General features: G+C 74.9%; 14 protein-coding genes and 3 tRNA genes. 7 read left to right on the plus strand and 10 right to left on the minus strand.

Annotation, left to right across the window (positions count from 1 at the left end):
• Positions 1 to 25: 25 nt before the first annotated feature.
• The gene (locus ACYVQV_RS06625) at positions 26 to 844 is read left to right on the plus strand and encodes a nucleotidyltransferase domain-containing protein (RefSeq protein ID WP_461022480.1); all 819 of its coding nucleotides are present in this window, start codon (positions 26 to 28) and stop codon (positions 842 to 844) included.
• 109 nt (positions 845 to 953) lie between these two features.
• On the opposite strand, the gene ACYVQV_RS06630 is transcribed toward ACYVQV_RS06625, so the two are convergent.
• Positions 954 to 1,026, minus strand: a tRNA-Arg gene (locus tag ACYVQV_RS06630).
• 180 nt (positions 1,027 to 1,206) lie between these two features.
• On the opposite strand from ACYVQV_RS06630, the gene ACYVQV_RS06635 reads away from it, so the two are divergent.
• Both ACYVQV_RS06635 and ACYVQV_RS06640 read left to right on the plus strand, forming a co-directional pair.
• A complete protein-coding gene (locus ACYVQV_RS06635) occupies positions 1,207 to 2,940 on the plus strand; it encodes a hypothetical protein (RefSeq protein ID WP_461022481.1) in 1,734 nt (577 codons plus the stop codon).
• A 346-nt stretch (positions 2,941 to 3,286) separates the two neighbouring features.
• A complete protein-coding gene (locus ACYVQV_RS06640) occupies positions 3,287 to 5,113 on the plus strand; it encodes a phosphoenolpyruvate carboxykinase (GTP) (RefSeq protein ID WP_461022482.1) in 1,827 nt (608 codons plus the stop codon).
• Positions 5,114 to 5,357: 244 nt separating this feature from the next.
• Here the strand turns inward: ACYVQV_RS06640 and ACYVQV_RS06645 are convergent.
• Positions 5,358 to 5,451 (minus strand) — tRNA-Ser (locus ACYVQV_RS06645).
• 266 nt (positions 5,452 to 5,717) lie between these two features.
• On the opposite strand from ACYVQV_RS06645, the gene ACYVQV_RS06650 reads away from it, so the two are divergent.
• Positions 5,718 to 7,283 carry an LCP family protein gene (locus ACYVQV_RS06650; RefSeq protein ID WP_461022483.1) on the plus strand — a complete coding sequence of 522 codons (1,566 nt, stop codon included), beginning with the start codon at positions 5,718 to 5,720 and terminating at the stop codon, positions 7,281 to 7,283.
• 52 nt (positions 7,284 to 7,335) lie between these two features.
• On the opposite strand, the gene ACYVQV_RS06655 is transcribed toward ACYVQV_RS06650, so the two are convergent.
• A complete protein-coding gene (locus ACYVQV_RS06655; protein WP_461022484.1) occupies positions 7,336 to 9,003 on the minus strand; it encodes a long-chain fatty acid--CoA ligase in 1,668 nt (555 codons plus the stop codon).
• 77 nt (positions 9,004 to 9,080) lie between these two features.
• Here ACYVQV_RS06655 and ACYVQV_RS06660 point away from each other — a divergent pair, with 77 nt between their 5' ends.
• A complete protein-coding gene (locus ACYVQV_RS06660) occupies positions 9,081 to 10,979 on the plus strand; it encodes a penicillin-binding transpeptidase domain-containing protein (RefSeq protein ID WP_461022485.1) in 1,899 nt (632 codons plus the stop codon).
• A 25-nt stretch (positions 10,980 to 11,004) separates the two neighbouring features.
• Here ACYVQV_RS06660 and ACYVQV_RS06665 read toward each other — a convergent pair whose 3' ends face one another.
• The 7 genes from ACYVQV_RS06665 to sppA all read right to left on the minus strand — a co-directional run bounded on the left by ACYVQV_RS06665 (position 11,005) and on the right by sppA (position 16,607).
• On the minus strand, positions 11,005 to 11,712 hold the full coding sequence (locus tag ACYVQV_RS06665; RefSeq protein ID WP_461022486.1) for an IMP cyclohydrolase: 708 nt from the start codon (positions 11,710 to 11,712) through the stop codon (positions 11,005 to 11,007).
• Positions 11,713 to 11,779: 67 nt separating this feature from the next.
• Entirely contained in the window at positions 11,780 to 12,280 is a 501-nt protein-coding gene (locus tag ACYVQV_RS06670; protein WP_461022487.1) for a methylated-DNA--[protein]-cysteine S-methyltransferase, read from the minus strand.
• A complete protein-coding gene (locus ACYVQV_RS06675; RefSeq protein ID WP_461022488.1) occupies positions 12,277 to 13,185 on the minus strand; it encodes a DNA-3-methyladenine glycosylase 2 in 909 nt (302 codons plus the stop codon). Before ACYVQV_RS06675 ends, ACYVQV_RS06670 begins: the two co-directional genes overlap by 4 nt.
• Positions 13,186 to 13,219: 34 nt before the next feature.
• Positions 13,220 to 13,891, minus strand: coding sequence for a hypothetical protein (locus ACYVQV_RS06680; protein WP_461022489.1), 672 nt, complete (start codon positions 13,889 to 13,891; stop codon positions 13,220 to 13,222).
• A gap of 224 nt (positions 13,892 to 14,115) precedes the next feature.
• Positions 14,116 to 14,208, minus strand: a tRNA-Ser gene (locus tag ACYVQV_RS06685).
• Positions 14,209 to 14,307: 99 nt separating this feature from the next.
• The gene (locus tag ACYVQV_RS06690; protein WP_461022490.1) at positions 14,308 to 14,766 is read right to left on the minus strand and encodes a hypothetical protein; all 459 of its coding nucleotides are present in this window, start codon (positions 14,764 to 14,766) and stop codon (positions 14,308 to 14,310) included.
• A gap of 113 nt (positions 14,767 to 14,879) precedes the next feature.
• Complete coding sequence (gene sppA / locus ACYVQV_RS06695; RefSeq protein ID WP_461022491.1) at positions 14,880 to 16,607, minus strand: signal peptide peptidase SppA; 1,728 nt, start codon at positions 16,605 to 16,607, stop codon at positions 14,880 to 14,882.
• Positions 16,608 to 16,743: 136 nt separating this feature from the next.
• Between sppA and ACYVQV_RS06700 the strand changes: the two genes are divergently transcribed.
• Both ACYVQV_RS06700 and ACYVQV_RS06705 read left to right on the plus strand, forming a co-directional pair.
• The gene (locus tag ACYVQV_RS06700) at positions 16,744 to 17,721 is read left to right on the plus strand and encodes an ATP-binding cassette domain-containing protein (RefSeq protein WP_461022492.1); all 978 of its coding nucleotides are present in this window, start codon (positions 16,744 to 16,746) and stop codon (positions 17,719 to 17,721) included.
• Between the two features lie 8 nt (positions 17,722 to 17,729).
• Entirely contained in the window at positions 17,730 to 18,485 is a 756-nt protein-coding gene (locus ACYVQV_RS06705; protein WP_461022493.1) for an ABC transporter permease, read from the plus strand.
• Positions 18,486 to 18,546 lie beyond the last annotated feature (61 nt).

Raw genomic sequence — 18,546 nt, forward strand, 5'->3', positions numbered from 1 at the left:
CGTGCGAGGCCGGTAGGTTCAGCGCGTGCGGCACGTCCCCGACGACCTCGACCCGGCCGTCGTCCGGTTGGTCGACGGGCGGCTCGCACGGGTGGAGGACGAGCACCGGGTCCGCATCGGGTGGGCCGTCGAGAGCGGCAGTCGCGCCTGGGGGTTCCCCTCCCCGGACAGCGACTACGACTGCCGGTTCCTGTACGTGCACCGGGCCACGGACTACCTCACGCCGTGGCCCCCGCGCGACGTCATCGAGACGCCACTGGACGCCGTCCTCGACGTCAACGGCTGGGACGTCCGCAAGGCCGTCGACCTGATGGTCCGTGGCAACGCCACGGTGCTGGAGTGGCTGCGGTCGCCCATCGTCTACCGGGGCGACGGACGCTTCCGCGAGCTCCTGCTGGACCTGGCCGACGACGTCGTCGAACCGGCGCTGGTGGCACGGCACTACCTCCACCTCGGGCGGCAGCAGTGGGAGCGTCTCAGGGTCACGGGTCCCGACGCCCCGGTACGCCTCAAGGGCGTCTTCTACGCGCTGCGGCCCGCCGCCGCCCTGCACTGGATGGCTGCCCACCCGCAGCAGGCGGTCCCCCCGATGCGCGTGCAGGACCTGCTGCACGAGGCCGGCGCGCCCGGTGACGTCGTGGCGGCGGTCGACGGGCTGGTCGACCTGAAGGGCCGCACCCGCGAGCTCGGCACCGGGACGGTTCCCCGTCCGGTACGCGACTTCGTGATCGCCCAGCTCGACCGGGACGACCTCGACGGCACCGCTGACCGCACGCGCGGCCTCGCCGAGGCGAGGCGGCTGGCGGAGGCGGGCTTCCGCGAGGTGCTCGCGGTCCTCGGCTGACTGCCCACGCAGCGGGCCGACTGCGCTCGGTGACCGGACCCGACGTCGGGGAACGCCGAAGGCCCGTGACCTCTCGGTCACGGGCCTTCCACGTCGCTGTCTCAACGAGCGCGCCCGAAGGGACTCGAACCCCTAACCTTCTGATCCGTAGTCAGATGCTCTATCCGTTGAGCTACGGGCGCTCGGACTTGCGTCCGACGCACGAGGGTACCCGACCCCGACGCCAGGTCGAAATCGGGTTCGTGGAGCCGCGCAGGCACGGGCTCGCCGCCGTAGGGTCGGGGACGATCCGGACAGAACGAACGCGCGCGACCCCACCCGCCGGCCTGCCCCACCGGGCCCGCCGACGACGAGAGGCCACCGTGACCACGACCCGACGTCTTGCCGCCGCGACCGCCGCCGTGCTCGCCGCCGCCGTCCTCGCCGCCTGCACCGACGCCCCCGACACGGGCGGGGGTGACCGGGCAGCCGGACCGACGGACGGCGCCACGACGTCGGCGGCCACCCTCGCGCAGCCGGAGGGCGCCGCGGTGGTCCCCGGCGCGGACGCCGCCTCGCTGGCCGCGGCGACCGTGGCGGCGCTGTACGAGCGCTCCCCGGTGGCGGTGCTGGCCCCGGTCGGTGACGTCGAGGCGCAGCTGCGGGCGGGATCGGTCGCCGTCGCGGTCGGCGCCCCGCTGCTGCTCGGCGCCCCGGCGGACGACTCCGGCCCGACGGGGACGGGAACGGGGACAGCCGCGCCCACGCCGGCGCCGGCGGATGGCGAGGTCGCCGCTCACCTCGACCGGCTGGGGACGGACACGGTGGTCGTCGTGGGCGACGTCGCCCCGCCACCCGACGTGCGGGCCGTCCCCGCCCCCGAGGACGACGCCGCGCTCGGCGACCTGGTCGACAGCGAGTGGGCCTCCCTACCCGAGGCCGACGCCCCGGTGGTCGCCGCGGCGGCCGCCACCATGGCCGTCGCCGGGCTGGACCCCGCCGAGCCCGCGCTCCTCGCCCCGCACCCGGGCGAGCCCCCGGCCACCGGGCGGGACGCCGACGGCCTCGACGTGCCGGACCGGCCCGACCCGCTCGACGACGTGGCGGTGCTGACGACCGGGACCCCCGACCACCTCGCGGCCGTGGCGACCGCCCGGGCCGCCGGGGCCGCCGTCCACGTCGTGCCCGACGGGGACCCGCGCTCGTCCGCGCCGCTGGTCACCGCGTTCGCCGGGTCACCACCGTCCGCGGTCCTCGCGCTCGGCGCGGCGTTCGGGACGCAGGAGGTGCTGGACCGCCGGCTCGGCGTCGTCCGCACCGGCGTGCAGCTGCCCGGCGGCGGGCAGACCCTCTTCCCGGGACGGCGCCTCGTCGCGCTCTACGGGCACCCGGGGACGCCGTCCCTGGGCGTGCTCGGTGAGCAGCCGCTGGAGCAGGCGGTCGTCCGGGCGAAGGACACGGCCGCGCCGTACGACGCGCTGAGCGACCGGCCCGTCGTCCCGGCGTTCGAGATCATCGCCACGGTGGCGTCGGCGGGCCCGGGGGCGGACGGCAACTACTCCAACGAGGTGCCGGCGGAGGAGCTGGCGCCGTGGGTGGACGCCGCCGGGGAGGCGGGCGTGTACGTGCTGCTGGACCTGCAGCCCGGACGCACCGACTTCCTCACCCAGGCGCGCCTGTACGAGGACCTGCTGCGGCGTCCGCACGTGGGTCTGGCGCTCGACCCGGAGTGGCGGCTCGCGCCCGGCGAGCGGCACATGCAGCAGATCGGCTCGGTGGACGACGCGGAGGTCAACGCCGTGGTGACGTGGCTCGCGGAGCTCACGCGCGAGGCGCAGCTGCCGCAGAAGCTGCTCGTGCTGCACCAGTTCCGGCTGAGCATGCTGCCGGGCCGGGAGCAGGTCGTGACCGGCCTCGACGAGGTCCAGGTGCTCGTGCACGCCGACGGCAACGGCAACCCCGGCCAGAAGCTCGCCACCTGGCGGGCGGTGCTCGCCGGCGCCTCGCCGGAGCTGGCCTGGGGGTGGAAGAACTTCTACGACGAGGACTCCCCGACCTTCACCCCCGAGCAGACCTTCGACCTCACCCCCGTACCGGACCTCGTCACGTACCAGTGATCGACCCGCGCGGACGACGTCGGGGCGCTCCGCCGCGTCCCTGAGCTGCACCTCACCTGCACCGTCGCCTCGGCCGCCGTGCCCGAGTACGCACGAGTTCCTGCACGATCGAGCACCCTCGGGCAGCCTTCCGGCGAAACCGGTTCTCTTGTGAGAGATTTCACGAGCGGGGCCTGTTCTCGCGATGTTCAGCCTGTGGATGCAGGGCTACCGTGAGCCACACGCCCGGAACGACGACGTCCGAGGGTCGTGGCCCCGGTCGAGCCCGGGGCGCCCCGCACCCCTCGGTGGACGTCCGTTCCCACTGACCAGGTCGACGGCGACCGCGCGGAGGGAAGAACGCACCATGACCACGCAGACCACCACGGGTGAAGGCACCCAGCCCACCACGCACACCCGGCTGCGCGCCTGGGTCGACGAGGTCGCCGAGCTCACCCAGCCCGACGCCGTCCACTGGTGCGACGGCTCCGACGAGGAGTGGACGCGGCTCACGGACAAGCTCGTCGACGCCGGCACGTTCGTCCGGCTGGACGAGAGCAAGAAGCCCAACTCGTTCTGGTGCGCCTCCGACCCGACCGACGTCGCCCGCGTCGAGGACCGGACCTACATCTGCTCCGTCGAGGAGAAGGACGCCGGGCCCACCAACAACTGGATGGCCCCGGACGAGATGAAGGCCATCATGACCGACCTGTACCGCGGGTCGATGCGTGGCCGGACCATGTACGTCATCCCGTTCGTCATGGGCCACCTGGACGCCGAGAAGCCGATGTTCGGCGTCGAGATCACCGACTCCGAGTACGTGGTCGTCTCGATGCGGGTGATGGCCCGCATGGGCGAGCGGATCCTGCGCCGGATGGAGGAGCTCGACGCGGACTTCGTCCCCGCCCTGCACTCCGTCGGCGCCCCGCTCGAGCCGGGGCAGCAGGACGCGAAGTGGCCGTGCAGCGACACCAAGTACATCGTCCAGTTCCCCGAGGAGCGGGCGATCTGGAGCTACGGCTCCGGCTACGGCGGCAACGCCCTGCTGGGCAAGAAGTGCTACTCGCTGCGCATCGCGTCGGTGATGGCGCGGGACGAGGGCTGGCTCGCCGAGCACATGCTCATCCTCAAGCTGACGTCCCCGCAGCAGCAGGTCCACTACGTCGCCGCGGCGTTCCCGAGCGCCTGCGGCAAGACGAACCTGGCGATGCTCCAGCCGACGATCCCCGGCTGGAAGGTCGAGACGCTCGGCGACGACATCGCCTGGATGCGGTTCGGCGACGACGGCCGCCTCTACGCCGTCAACCCCGAGTTCGGCTTCTTCGGCGTCGCCCCCGGCACCAACGAGAAGACCAACCCGAACGCCATGCGCACGCTGGAGAAGGGCAACTCGGTCTTCACCAACGTCGCGCTGACCGACGACGGCGACGTGTGGTGGGAGGGCCTGGAGAACGAGCCCTCGCACGCCACGTCGTGGAAGGGCGAGGACTGGACGCCGGAGTCCGGCGAGCTGTCCAGCCACGCGAACAGCCGCTACTGCACCCCGATCAACCAGTGCCCGATCCTCGCGCCGGAGTACGAGGACCCGAAGGGCGTGCCGATCTCCGCGATCCTCTTCGGCGGGCGTCGCGCCAGCACGATCCCGCTGGTGACCGAGGCCCGGGACTGGGTCCACGGCACGTTCATGGGCGCGACGCTGTCGTCCGAGACGACCGCCGCCGCCACCGGTGCCGTCGGCGTCGTCCGCCGCGACCCCATGGCCATGCTGCCGTTCATCGGCTACAACGCCGGTGACTACTTCCAGCACTGGATCAACGTCGGCAAGGACGCCGACTCCGCCAAGCTGCCGCGGATCTTCTACGTCAACTGGTTCCGCCGCGACGAGGACGGCAAGTTCGTCTGGCCCGGCTTCGGCGAGAACTCCCGCGTCCTCAAGTGGATCATCGAGCGGATCGAGGGCACCGCCGAGGCGCAGGAGACCCCCATCGGGCACGTGCCGACCGCCGGGTCGCTGGACACCGACGGCCTGGGCATGACCGACGAGGAGCTCGCGACCTGCCTCACGGTGGACGCCGAGGAGTGGAAGGCCGAGATCCCGCAGATCACCGAGTGGTTCGAGAAGTTCGGCGAGACGCTGCCCGCGCAGCTGTGGACCGAGCTCGACGGGCTCAAGGCGCGGCTCGGCGTCCAGTGACGCACCGGTAGGACGGCGGCCCCGCCGCCGTCCTACGGTCCGTGGTCAACGGCGCAGGTCCGGTCCCTCACAGGGACCGGAGTTGCGCCGTTGGTGTGAGGGGGGTGGGTGGGTTGGCGGGGGCGCCGGCGGCTGGCGGAGGCGGAGGGAGCCGTCGCTCGCTGGCGCTCGCTCCTCCCAAATCCCACAGCGTCTGAGATGCGATCAAGCCCCCGCCCACAACCCGGGCGGGGGCTTGATCGCATGGCGGAGGCGGAGGGATTTGAACCCTCGATGGGCTGTTAGACCCAAACCCGCTTAGCAGGCGGGCGCCATAGACCGGACTAGGCGACGCCTCCTGGACCTCGCGGCGCCAGGGTAGCCGTCCCGCGGCGACGTCGGCAAAGCAGCACCCCACCACCCGCGGGTCGACGCGCCCCTCACCCGGACGGCCCACCCGCGGCCCGCACGGCCGCGCGAGAGCCATGATCTTCACGACCTCCGCACAGCGGACGCGTCGTCCACGCGCTGCACCCGGCCCAGGCAGTGGTGGAATGGTCACTGCGAGTCGTCCCGCGAGTCGTCCCAGCCGCCGACCGGCCCGTCCAGCGTGAGAGGAGCGAGCGTGAGCGCCGACGCCCTGCCGAGCCGTCGCGCCCTGCGCGCCCGCGCCCGGCACGAGGCCGTCACCGCCGCCCGCTCCGCCCGCAGCCGGGGTCGGCACGCCAGTGCCCGCGGCGACGGGTTCGGCCGCCTCGTCACCCTCACCACCCTGGGTGCCCTCGTCCCCGGCACGGCGCAGCTGGCCGCCGGCCGGCGCCGGGTCGGCTGGCTCCTGCTCGCCACCCTCGCGGCCGTCCTCGCGGGCGTCGTCGGCCTGTACGCCACCGGCCGCCTCGACGACGTCGCCCTGCGCCTGGCCGTGCGCCCCGACGCCCTGCTCGCGATCGCGGTCGCGGCCGCGGCCGGTGGGCTGGTGTGGGCCGCCGTCATCGTCGCCGGCCACCGGGCGCTGCGCCGCGGCGCCCTCGGGGCCGGGCAGAACCTGCTGGCGTTCGCCCTCGTGACCGCGCTCGTCACGGCCGTCCTCGTCCCTGCCGGGACGGTCGGCCGGTACGCGCTCGCGCAGCGGTCCGTCGTCCTCAACGTCTTCGGCGACGAGGGCCGCGACCCGAACCTCGCCGCCCCCGACGCCGCGGACGCCGACCCGTGGGAGGACGTGCCGCGCCTCAACGTGATGCTGCTCGGCACGGACGACGGCGAGGACCGCCAGGGCATCCGGCCGGACACGATCATCGTCGCCAGCATCGACACCCGGACCGGCGACACGGTGCTGTTCAACCTGCCCCGGAACCTGCCGAACGCGCCGTTCCCGAAGGGGACCCCGGCCGCGCGGGAGTGGCCCAACGGGTTCAACTGCGACGGCCTGGACTGCCACCTGAACGCCGTGTGGACCTGGGCGGACGCCAACCCCGACCTCTACCCCGGGGTCGACGAGCCGGGCCTGACGGCCACCCAGCAGGTCGTGTCCGAGATCCTCGGGCTGCAGATCGACTACTACGCGATGGTCAACATGGCCGGCTTCGAGGACGTCGTCGACGCGCTCGGCGGCCTCGAGATCACCGTCGCCCGCCGGGTGCCGATCGGCATCACCGGCCAGCGGCCCGTCGGCTGGATCGAGCCGGGGCGCCGGGTCCTCAACGGGCACGACGCGCTGTGGTTCGCCCGCTCCCGCGCCGACTCCAGCAACTACGCCCGGATGAAGCGCCAGCAGTGCGTCATCGCCGCCGCGGCGGAGCAGATCGACCCCGTCGCGCTGGCCCGGGCGTTCCCCCGCCTGGCGGCGTCCGCCGAGCGCAACGTGCGCACCGACATCCCCGCCGACCACCTCGACGCGTTCGTCGAGCTGGCCCGGCGTGTGCAGGGCGGCACCCTGCGGTCGCTGCCGTTCACCGACGAGAACGTCAACACCGTGGACCCGGACTACGGCGCCATCCGTGACGCCGTCGAGGACGCGCTCGTGCCGCCCGCGCCGGAGCCGCCGCCCGCGAGCCAGACGACGGCCCCGGGGACGGCACCCGACCCCGCACCCGAGCCGTCCCCGACCGTGACGCTGGGCCGCGACGGCGAGCCGGTCGTCCCGGACGCCGACCCCGACACCGCGCAGGACGTCGACACGATCTGCGGCTGACCCCGCCGCCGCCCCGCGCGGCGGCCGCGCGCCCCCGAGCGGGGGCTCGCGGTCAGAGCGTCCGCACGTCGAGGTCCCCCTCGGCGAACCGGCGCCGCAGGACCTTCTTGTCGAACTTGCCGACGCTGGTCTTGGGCACCTCGTCGATGAACGCCCACCGCTCCGGCAGCTGCCACCGGGCGACCTTGTCCGCCAGGAACTCGCGCAGCTCCTCGGCGGTGACGTCCGTGCCGTCCGCGACGACGACCGTCGCCAGCGGCCGCTCACCCCACCGCTCGTCGGGGACCCCGACGACGCTGGCCTCCTTGACCGACGGGTGCCCCATCAGCGCGTTCTCCAGCTCCACCGAGCTGATCCACTCGCCACCGGACTTGATGACGTCCTTCGCCCGGTCGGTGAGGCTGAGGAAGCCGTCGGGCGTCAGGGAGCCGACGTCCCCGGTCCGCAGCCACCCGTCGTCGAACTTGGCGAGCGCCTCGGCGTCCGCCTCCTCGTCGGGTGCGAGGTAGTACGAGCCGGTGATCCACGGCCCGCGCACCTCCAGCTCGCCGACGGACTCGCCGTCCCAGGGGACCTCCTGGCCGTCCGGCCCGATCAGCCGGGCCTCCACCAGCGGCGACAACCGCCCCTGCGTGACCCGGTACCGCCAGACCTCGTCCCCCTCGGCCTCCGCCGGCGGGACGGCGACCGACCCCAGCGGGGAGGTCTCCGTCATCCCCCACGCGTGCAGCACCTGCACGCCGTACCGCTCCTCGAACGCCGTCATCAGGGACGGCGGGCACGCCGAGCCGCCGACGATCGCCCGCGTCATCGACGACACGTCGACCGGCTCACCGGCCTCGGAGCGCTCGTCGAGGTGCCGCAGCAGGTCGGCCCAGATGGTGGGGACGGCCCCGGCGCTGGTGACCTTCTCGGCCTGGATCATCGCGGCGAGCGGCTCGGCCTGCAGGAACCGGTCCGGCATCACCAGGCTCGCGCCGGACAGCAGCCCCGCGTACGGCAGGCCCCACCCGTTGGCGTGGAACATCGGGACGACGGCGAGCACCCGGTCGCCCTGGGTGATGCTCAGCCCGCCGCCCATGCAGACCTGCATCGAGTGCAGGTAGTTGGAGCGGTGGGAGTAGACGACGCCCTTCGGGTTGCCCGTCGTCCCGGACGTGTAGCACATCGCCGCGGCCGTGTCCTCGTCCAGGTCGGGCCAGGTGAACTCCGGCTCCTCGGCGTCCACGAGGGTGCGGTAGTCGTGCACCCGCGCCCCCGAGCCGGCGAGCGCCTCGCGCACCTCGTCGGGCACCGGGCCGTTGACGACGACGTCGCGGACGGTGCGCAGGTGCGGCAGCAGCTTGGCGAACGGCGCGGCGAGGGAGTTGTCGACGACCACGACCTCGTCGGCGGCGTGGTTGGCGACGTAGACGAGCTGCTCGGGGAAGAGCCGGATGTTCAGGGCGTGCAGGACCGCGCCCATCGACGGCACGGTCAGGTAGAGGGCGAGGTGCTCGGTGTTGTTCCACATGAAGGTGGCGACGCGCTGGTCACCGTCGACGCCGAGCCGGCGCAGCGCGTTCGCGAGCCGGCGGCACTCGTCGCCGAAGTCCCGGTAGGTCGTGCGCCGCGGACCGTCCGCCGTCCAGGTCACGACCTCGGAGGCGCCGTGCAGCCGGGTGCCGTACTCGAGGACCTGCGAGATGAGGAGCGGACGGTTCTGCATGGTGCTGCGCACGGGCTGACTCCTTCGTCGGGTGGCGACAGACTGCACCACGCCCGCCACGCTCCGGAAGGCCCTCTAGAGTGCCGCGCGTGGGTCGACGGGGGCGAAACGGACTTCTGGCCGCGCTGGCGGCCGTCGTGGTGGTGGCGCTGGTCGCCGGGTTCCTGGTGCTGCGGCACCGGGACCGCGAGGCGCAGCGGGACGACGCCGCCCGCCGCGCCGCCGAGCAGGTGGCGGTGGCGTGGTCCGCGGGCGACCTGACCGGCGCCCCGTGGGACGGGGACCCCGCGGCCGTGCAGGAGGAGTACGCCGCCGTGGTCGCCGGGCTGGGCGAGGTGCCACCCACCGTCGAGGTCGCGGACGTGACCCGCTCGCCGGACGACGGCAGCACCGGGACGGCCACGCTGCAGGTCACCTGGCCGTTCGGCCCGGACGGCTGGTCCTACGCGCGGGAGGTGCCGCTGGCGGAGGAGGACCCGTCGCGCTGGACGGCGCAGTGGTCCACCGGGCTCGTCGCCCCCGACGTGCAGGCCGGGGACACCCTGTCGACGCGCCGCGTGCCGGCCCAGCGCGCCGACCTGCTGGCCACCGACGGTTCCGTGCTCGTCGGCCAGCAGCCCGTCGTCGTGGTCGGCGTGCAGCCCTCCCGCGTCCAGGACGTCGCCGCGCTGAGCACCACCCTGGCCGGACTGCTGGACGTGGACGCCGCCGCGCTGGCCGAGCAGGTGCGCGGCGCCTCCCCCGACGCCTTCGTCGAGGTCATCACCCTGCGCCGACCCGACTACGACGCCCTGCGCGACCGGCTGCAGCCGCTGCCCGGCACGGTGTTCCGCGAGTCGACGCTGCCGCTGGCCCCGACGCGGGAGTTCGCCCGGGCGCTGCTCGGCACGGTCGGGCCGGTGACGGCCGAGCTCGTGGAGGAGTCCGGCGGGCGGCTGGCCGCCGGGGACACCGCGGGGCTGTCGGGCCTGCAGCGCCAGTACGACGAGCGGCTCGGCGGCACCGCGGGCCTGACCGTGGTGCGCGCCCGCGGCGAGGAGACCACCGAGCTGTTCGGCGTGGAGCCGGTCGACGGCACACCGGTGACGCTGACGCTGGACGCGCACGTGCAGCAGACCGCCGACGCCGCCCTGGCGTCCGCCGCGCCGGGCGCGAACGCGGCGCTGGTCGCGGTCCGGGTGGGCACCGGCGAGGTGCTGGCGGTGGCGAACACTCCGGCGTCCGGCACGAACCGGGCGATGACGGGCCAGTACCCGCCCGGGTCCACGTTCAAGACGATCAGCACCCAGGCGCTGCTCGCGGCGGGCCTCACGCCCGACCAGGTGGTGCCCTGCCCCCCGACCGCGACGGTGGACGGCCGCTCGTTCCGCAACTTCGAGGGGGGTGCGGCGGGCGACGTGCCGTTCCGGACCGACTTCGCCGAGTCGTGCAACACGGCGTTCGTGTCGCTGTCGACGACCCTGGACGACGCGGCGCTGAACCGGGCCGCCGCCGCGATGGGCCTGGGCGTGGACTGGTCGGTCGGCGCGGACGCCTACACCGGGTCGGTGCCGGTCAGCGAGTCGCCGGTCGACAAGGCGGCCGCGACGATCGGGCAGGGCCGGGTCCTGGCCAGCCCGCTGGGCATGGCCGTGGCCGCCGGCACGATCGCCCGCGGCTCCTGGGCCGCGCCGTCCCTGGTCGTCGACCCGGCGCCCGCACCCGGGGCCACGCCGCCGCAGCCGGTGGCGGACCTGGGCACGGTCCGCGAGCTGATGCGAGGCGTGGTCACGGGCGGGACGGCGGCCGCGCTCGCCGACGTCCCCGGGGAGCCGGTGCACGCGAAGACGGGCACGGCGGAGTACGGGGCCGGTGACCCGCCGCCGACCCACGCGTGGACCATCGGGTTCCAGGGCGACGTGGCGTTCGCGGTCCTGGTGGAGGACGGCGAGAGCGGCGGCCGGGTGGCCGTCCCCGTGGCCGAGGCGTTCCTGCGCGGGCTGGCCTGAGGCGCCTCCGCCGGCCGGCCGGCTGCTAGTCGTTGCGCAGCAGGACGTCGTCCGGGTCGGCGACGTCGAGGGCCAGAGCGCACACCCGGTACTCCGGCGTGAGCGCCCCCCACAGGCAGTCCAGCAGCTCGTGGCGGTCCGAGACGTCGGTCGCGACCTCCCGGTACCCCTGCGCGGGTCCGACGTGGTCGCCGTCCGACTGGTAGGTCGTGATGAGGACGGCCGCGCCGGCGGGTTGCAGGGCGCCGATCCCGAGCAGGACGACGTCCGCCGCGTCCGTGTCGCGCAGGGGCTTGCGGGTGGCGCCGAGCAGGACGCGCGGCTCGCCGTCCAGCCGCAGCGCCAGGGTCAGCCGGCTGGTGAAGAAGGGCTCGTCCTGGGTGTACCCGTGCTCGCTGAACGCGGCGAGGGGGTCGGTGCCGGACGCCAGGGAGGTCGCGAGCGGCTCGACCTGGCAGCCGTTGCCGACGCACAGCCAGTCGCCGCGCCGGGCGAGCGCCGTGTAGTGGCGGAACGGGTCGGCGGGTCCGCCGTGCTCGGGACCGACGACGACGTCACCGCCGGGGTCGCGGGTCAGCACCCGGTCCTGCGAGGCGGGGCTGCGTCCGGTGACGAAGAAGCCCACGACGAGCCCGCCCGCGTGCGTGCGTGCCGCGACCAGCCCTCGCCCGGGGTACGGGTTGGACCTCAGCAGCAGCTCCAGCGACGGCAGACCACGCACAGTGATCAGCATGGCCCATGGGCGCCGAAGACGACACTCGCTGTCACCCGTGTCACGCCACCGACGGGTCGGGCGCCGGTCAGAACAGCGTGCTGCCGCGGGACTCGAGGTCGAGCAGGAAGCGCTTGCGCTCCAGCCCGCCGCCGAAGCCGGTCAGGGTGCCGTCGGCGCCGACGACGCGGTGGCAGGGGATGACGACCGGCAGCGGGTTGGCGCCGTTGGCCAGCCCCACGGCCCGCGAGCCCCCGGGGGGCAGGCCGAGCCGCTCGGCGAGGGCGCCGTACGTGGTCGTCGTGCCGTACGGGATGGTCAGCAGGGCGTCCCAGACCCGACGCTGGAACGCGGTGCCGTGCGGGGCGAGCGGGACGTCGACGGTGCGGCGCTCGCCGGCGAGCAGCTCACCGAGGTGACGGGCGGCGGTCACGAGCACGGGGTGGCTGTCGTCGTGGTGCCAGCCGCCGTCGCGTGCGGCGTGCAGCGCGTCGTGGGGGTGGAAGGCGACCCGTGTGAGCGCCTCGCCGTCGGTGGCGAGCAGCAGGTCGTCGACGGGGCTGGGGACGACCGTCCACCACGTGCTCACGCCGCGCTCCGCCGGGCGAGGTAGCCGACCCACAGGTGCACCATCGCGGTCGACCGGTACGGCGCCCACGCCACGGTCGCGGCGAGGTCCAGCCCGTGGTGGGTGAGGGACCGGCGGACGGCCAGGTCCGTCGGGAGCAGCACGTCGGGGTCGCGACGGGTGCGCAGCCGCACGTAGCCCGCCGTCCAGGGGCCGACGCCGGGGACGGCGAGCAGCGCGTCGTCGGCGGGCAGCGCGTCGGGCTCCCACCGGCCGCCGGACCCGGCCAGCGCCGCGGCGGTCGACGTCACCGTGCGCGCCCTGGCCCGCGGCATCGGCAGGCCGGTGGGGTCGAGCCGGGCGACCGCCGCGGCGCTGGGGAACAGGTGCGTGACGCCGGCGCACGCGTCGACGAGGTCGTGCGGCAGGGGCCGGCCGGCGGCCGCGACGAGACGGGCGGTCGTCGTGGCGGCACCGGCGAGGGACACCTGCTGCCCGATGATCGTGCGCAGGAGGGTCTCGAGGTGGTCGACGCTGCCGGGGACGCGCAGGCCGGGGCGGTCCCGCACGGGCCCGGCGAGCACCGGGTCAGCGGCCAGGTGGGCCTCGGCCGGGGCGCTGTCGTCGTCGCACCCCGTCAGGTGCCGCAGTCGGCGCACGAGGTCGGGGTGGTCCGCCGGTACGCCGCGTGCCAGCACCGCGACCGCCCCGTCGGCCCCGTCTGCCCCGTCTGCCGCGCCCTCGGCCGCGTCCTCGGCCGCGGTCAGCGTGACGACGGCCGGCCGCCCCTCGACGACCAGGCTGCGGGTGTAGGCGGAACCGTCCCAGTGCTCGACACCGGGGACGGCGTGCGCTCCGAGGAACGCCAGGACCGCCGGGACGTCGAGCCGTCCCACGGGTCGCAGGACGGTGCGGGTCGCGTGCACGTCGCTCACGCTAGGACGGCCCACCGACACCGGGTCAGCCGGCGGGCGGGCCCTCGACCGTCGGCGGTGCGAGGGTCGCCGAGAACCCGCCCTCGGTCGGTGCGAGCTCGGTGACCCAGATCATCCAGTACCGGTGGGCCCCGGCGTCCGCCCCGGACAGGACGGTCGGCCCGTCCCCGGTGGTGGCCTCGGCGGCCGTCGTCCAGTCGTCGGGCTCGCCGCTGGGCGGCTCGTCACCACCGAGCAGGGCCACCTCCAGGCCGGAGGACGACATCGGGATGGTCACCTCGCTCACCTGCCGCGGCTCCCCGAGGTCCAGGACCAGCCCGACGCCCGGCTTGAGGCGGCCGAAGTCGGCGGTGTTGTACCGCTGGGTGCGCCACGTCCCGCCGTCGTCACGGAACCCGCTGCCGTCGGGTACCGGGTCGAAGCTCTCCACCGACTCCGGCTCGATCGGCTCGGACGCGGCGGCGGTCTGCTCCGTCCGGGGCGTGGACGCACCCCCGGGCTCCTCGTCGCCGCCACCGCCGAGGGCGAGCAGCGCGCCGACCACGGCACCCGCGACGACCGCCGCGAGCAGGCTCAGGACGACGGCGCCGGCGCTCGGGCCGCGGGCCGGGGCGGGCCCGACCGCCGGGGCCTCGGAGGTCTGGCGCGGGTCGACGTGGCGGGACGCGTGCGCGCGGGTGGGGTGGTGGCCGGACACGAGGACGAGTCGACCACATCCGGGCGGCGGGTACGACATCCGTCGCGTGTCCGCAGCCGTGCGCGCACGGTGCGCGACGACGTCCGCACGCGGTCCCCACGCAGCGGGCACGGCGTGCTGCGGTGAGTGAGCGGCCGGGTGCCTCCCGTGCCCTCGCCCGCCGGGCCGCCCGGCACCGCGGACGGGGTCGGAGCGGCTCCGACCCCGCCGCGCGGGGCACCGTGCGGAGGGCGTGGGATTCGAACCCACGGAGACGGGATGGATACCGCCTCAGCGGTTTTCAAGACCGCCGCCATCGGCCACTCGGCCAGCCCTCCCGAGCGGCGACCAGTGTGCCTCATCGGCGGCCCGGCGCGCGGGATCCCACCAGTCGACCGGCGGGCTTCCTCCGGGCTTCCGGCCGGCTCCGGCCTGGTTCAGGGGGACGGCGGCCGCGTGGACGGGTCGGGTCCGGGGACCGGACCGGCCGCCCACCCGTGCGGCTGCCCCTGCCCGGACCACCCGGCCGGGGGCGGCACCGCCCCGCCGGCCCACGCGGGGGGCGGGGTGAGCGCGGCCGCGCCCGGACCGGCGTGCAGGGCGGGGTGGCCCGTCCCCGGCAGGATCGCGGGCGCCCCGGGGCCGCGGGCGGCGAGCGCCTGACGCGCGGCCCGCAGTTCGCGCTCGATCGGCCACTCCTGCAGGGCGAACATCACCAGCACGACGAGGTTGAGGACCGGCACGAACATCAGCAGCACGTACCAGCCCGGGTAGCCGGCCTTCCGGATGATCCGCAGGTACAGGTACACCGTGCCGCCGATGAGCGCCGCGTACAGCAGCACCATGAGCATGACCATCAGGCCGCTGAACAGCGCGACGCCGCTTCCCTCGTCCACGTGACCCTCCCTGCGCCGCGTCCGCACGCGACGGCCCGCAGAGTCTGCCGTGCCGGTGCGGACGGCGTCCCGGCGGTCCCCGCAGACCCCCCCGCCCGGGTCAGCCCAACCGGTCAGCGCAACCGGACCTGCACCGGCAGGCTGAGGGCGCCGTGCGGGGCGAGCCCGGTCCGCGCGAGCAGCTGCTCGACCCCCCACCCACCGACGGCACCGGCCAGCAGGGACCCGTCACCCGCCGACCGCACCACCGCCGCGGGTGACTCGCTGTTCTCCGGCGGGGTCAGCCGCTCCACCAGCCCGACGTGCGGCATCGGGCGCACCCGCGCAGCCGGGCGGCGGACTCCGGCCCGGCGGCACGCGGCGTCCACGGCCACCGACAGCCCGCCGAGGGTGTCGACCAGGCCGTGCCGGGCGGCGTCCGCGCCGGTCCAGACCCGGCCGCGGGCGAGCGGCTCGAGCCGGTCCACCGCCATCCCCCGGTCGTGCGCGGCCTTGCCGGTGAAGTCGGCGTACACCTGGTCCAGCCACGCCTCGAGCCGCGACCACTCCTCGTCGTCGAACGGCCGCTGGGCGGAGAACATGTCCGCGTGCGGCGCCGCGCTGACTCCCTCGACCCGGACGCCGACGCGCTCCAGCGTCTCCCGCAGCACCTGCTTGCCCGCGAGCACGCCGATCGAGCCGGTGACCGTGCCGGGCGAGGCGAGCACCTCGTCGGCGGGCATGGCGACGAAGTACCCGCCGGACGCGGCGACGTTCGCCATCGACGCCACCACCGGCTTGCCGAGGCTGCGCAGCCGCAGCACGTCGTCGCGGATCGCGTCCGAGGCGACGTAGGAGCCGCCGGGGCTGTCGACCCGCAGCACGACCGCCTCCACGTCGTCGTCCCGCGCCGCGGCCCGCAAGGCGGCACCGACCGTGTCCGAGCCGGTGCTGGGGCCGGTCAGCGGGGTCGAGGGCCGGCTGCGGCCCAGGTGGATCGGGCCGGAGACCTGGACGACGCCGACGACCGGCCGGTGGCGGTGCAGCAGCGACGCCCCCCAGCGGGCCCGCTCCGCGCCGGCGGCGTACCGGTCGAGGTACTGCAGCCGGACCTCTCCGAGCCGCTCGCGCACCGCCGCGTACACGTCGTCCCGGTAGCCGAGGTGGTCGACGAGACCCCGGTCGAGCGCGTCCGGGGCGGTCAGCGGCGCGGCGGCGAGCGCCTGCCGCACCGCGTCGGCGTCCAGGCCGCGGGCCGCGGCGACGTCGGACACGAGGGTGTCGGTCGCCGAGCCGGCGAGCGAGGCGAGCATCTCGCGGTGCGGCTCGGTGAGCTCGCGCTGGGTGAACGTGTCGGCGGCCGTCTTGTACTCGTGCCGCTGGCCGATCTGGGTGCGGACGCCGAGCTTGTCGAGGGCGTCGCGCAGCAGGACGGCGGACGCGCTGACGCCGACGAGCCCGATGCCGCCGCTGGGCAGCAGCCAGACCTGCTCGAACGCGGTGGCCAGGTGGTAGCCGGCGTTGCCGGCCCCGAGCTCGGGGCCGTACGCCTCGGACCAGCAGACCGTCAGCTTCCCGGCGTCGCGGACGGCGCGGACGGCGGCGCGCAGCTCCGCGGACTGCGCGAGCGTCGGCTGGTGGGTGCCGACGTGCGCGACGACCCCGGCGACCCGCTCGTCGGCCGCCGCGTGCTCCAGCGCGTCGACCGCCCGGCGCAGGACGGTCGCCTGGCGGGCGGCGAGCTTGTCGAGCGGGGCGACGGGCGGGTCCTCGAGCAGCCGGCGGGTCAGGTCCAGCTCCAGCAGCAGGGGGGTGCTGTCGGCGCCGGGCAGGCGGGCGGCGAGCGGTGCGGGCAGCCTCATGGCCTCACCCTAGGAGCCGAGGGGCGGGAAAAGCAGTGGCCGCGGCGCCCCTGCGCACCGGAGAATCGTCCGCCGCACGTCACCGGGGTCGAACCCCGCGACCAGCCGCAGCCCGTCCGCCGACGAGAGGCACGCCGTGATCACCGCCCGAGGACTCGTGCAGACGTTCCGCACCCGGCAGGGCCGCCGGACCGTGGACGTGCAGGCGGTGAAGGGCGTCGACCTCGACGTCGCGGAGGGCGAGGTGGTGTCGTTCCTCGGCCCGAACGGGGCCGGGAAGACGACGACGCTGCGGATGCTCACCACCCTGCTGCGCCCGACCGCGGGGACGGCGTCGGTGGCGGGCTTCGACGTCCTGACCCAGCCCGTCGACGTGCGACGCAGCATCGGGTACGTCTCCCAGTCGGGCTCGACCAGCCAGGTCGCCCGCGCCGGCGAGGAGATCATGGACCACGGCATGCTCTACGGGGTCTCCCGGCAGCAGGCGGAGCGGCGGGGGCGGGAGCTGTTCGAGCAGCTGGACCTGGACGGCATGTGGGAGCGCCAGCCGAAGGCGATGTCGGGTGGGCAGCGCCGGCGGCTCGACATCGCGATGGGCCTGGTGCACGACCCGCGGCTGGTCTTCCTCGACGAGCCGACGACGGGCCTCGACCCGCAGGCCCGGGCGAACCTGTGGACCCACATCCGCGACCTGCGGGACCGGCGCGGGGTCACCGTCTTCCTCACGACCCACTACCTCGACGAGGCCGACGCGCTGAGCGACCGGGTCGTGGTCATCGACCACGGCGAGATCATCGCGGCCGACACCCCGGACGCGCTGAAGGAGGAGGTGTCCGGCGACCTCGTGGTCCTGGACGTCGTGGTGCCCTCGACGGTGCCCGCGGCGGCGGAGCGGCTGGCCGCGCTCGCGCGCACGGTCGACGGCGGCGACCCCGTCGAGGTCGACGGGACCGTCGTGCGGGCGCGGCTGAGCAAGGCGGGGACGCAGGTCCCCGGGCTCGTCCGCGACCTCGACGCGGCCGGCATCGACCTGAGGCACATCGAGGTGCGCCGCCCCACCCTCGACGACGTCTTCCTGACCCTGACCGGCCGCTCGCTGCGCGAGGGCGTGTGAGGAGCACCATGACCTTCCTGCGTGAGTCCTTCATCGTGTTCAGGCGCCAGCTGCGGATGAACCTGCGCAACCCCGCGTGGGTGATCATCGGGCTGACCCAGCCGGTGCTCTACCTGCTGCTGTTCGCGCCGCTGCTCGAGCCGCTGGTGGACCGGTTCGGCGCCCAGAACGCGTACACGTTCTTCGTCCCGGGCCTGCTCGTCCAGCTCGGCGTCTTCGGCGCGTTCTTCGCGGGGTTCGGCCTGATCGCCGAGTGGCGCGAGGGTGTCGTGGAGGCGGAGCGCGTGACCCCGGCGAGCCGCACCGCGCTGCTCATGGGGCGGCTGTGGCGCGACCTGCTGCAGATCCTCGTGCAGGCGGTCGTGCTGTGCGTCCTCGGCTTCGTGATGGGCATGCGCGCGTCGGCGGTCGGCCTCGTGCTCGGGGTGCTGCTGACGATCCTGCTCGGCGCGGCCTGCGCCGCGGCGTCCTACGCGGTGGCGCTGACCACCAAGAGCGAGGACGTCATGGCGCCGCTGCTCAACGCCGTGCTGCTGCCGGTGCTGCTGCTGTCGGGGATCCTGCTGCCGATGACGATCGCCCCGGGGTGGCTGGAGACGCTGAGCGACGTCATGCCGATCAAGCACGTCGTCCAGGCGGTGCGGGGCTCGTTCGCCGGGGACGTCGCGACCTCGGCGACGCTGTGGGGCGCGGTGTGGACCGGGGTCCTCGTGTCGGTGGCCGTCTGGTGGGGCACGACGACGTTCCGGCGCGAGAACGCCTGACCCGTCCCGGCGGTCGGCTCGATGACCGGATCGATGGCCGGGTCGATGGCCGGGTCGATGG

The organism is Thalassiella azotivora (assembly GCF_054781695.1).

Coding starts and splice junctions, on each gene's coding strand:
- ACYVQV_RS06640 (WP_461022482.1), top strand. CDS start 3,287: ATGACCACGCAGACCACCACGGGTGAAGGCACCCAGCCCACCACGCAC.
- ACYVQV_RS06665 (WP_461022486.1), bottom strand. CDS start 11,712: ATGCTGATCACTGTGCGTGGTCTGCCGTCGCTGGAGCTGCTGCTGAGG.
- sppA (WP_461022491.1), bottom strand. CDS start 16,607: ATGAGGCTGCCCGCACCGCTCGCCGCCCGCCTGCCCGGCGCCGACAGC.
- ACYVQV_RS06705 (WP_461022493.1), top strand. CDS start 17,730: ATGACCTTCCTGCGTGAGTCCTTCATCGTGTTCAGGCGCCAGCTGCGG.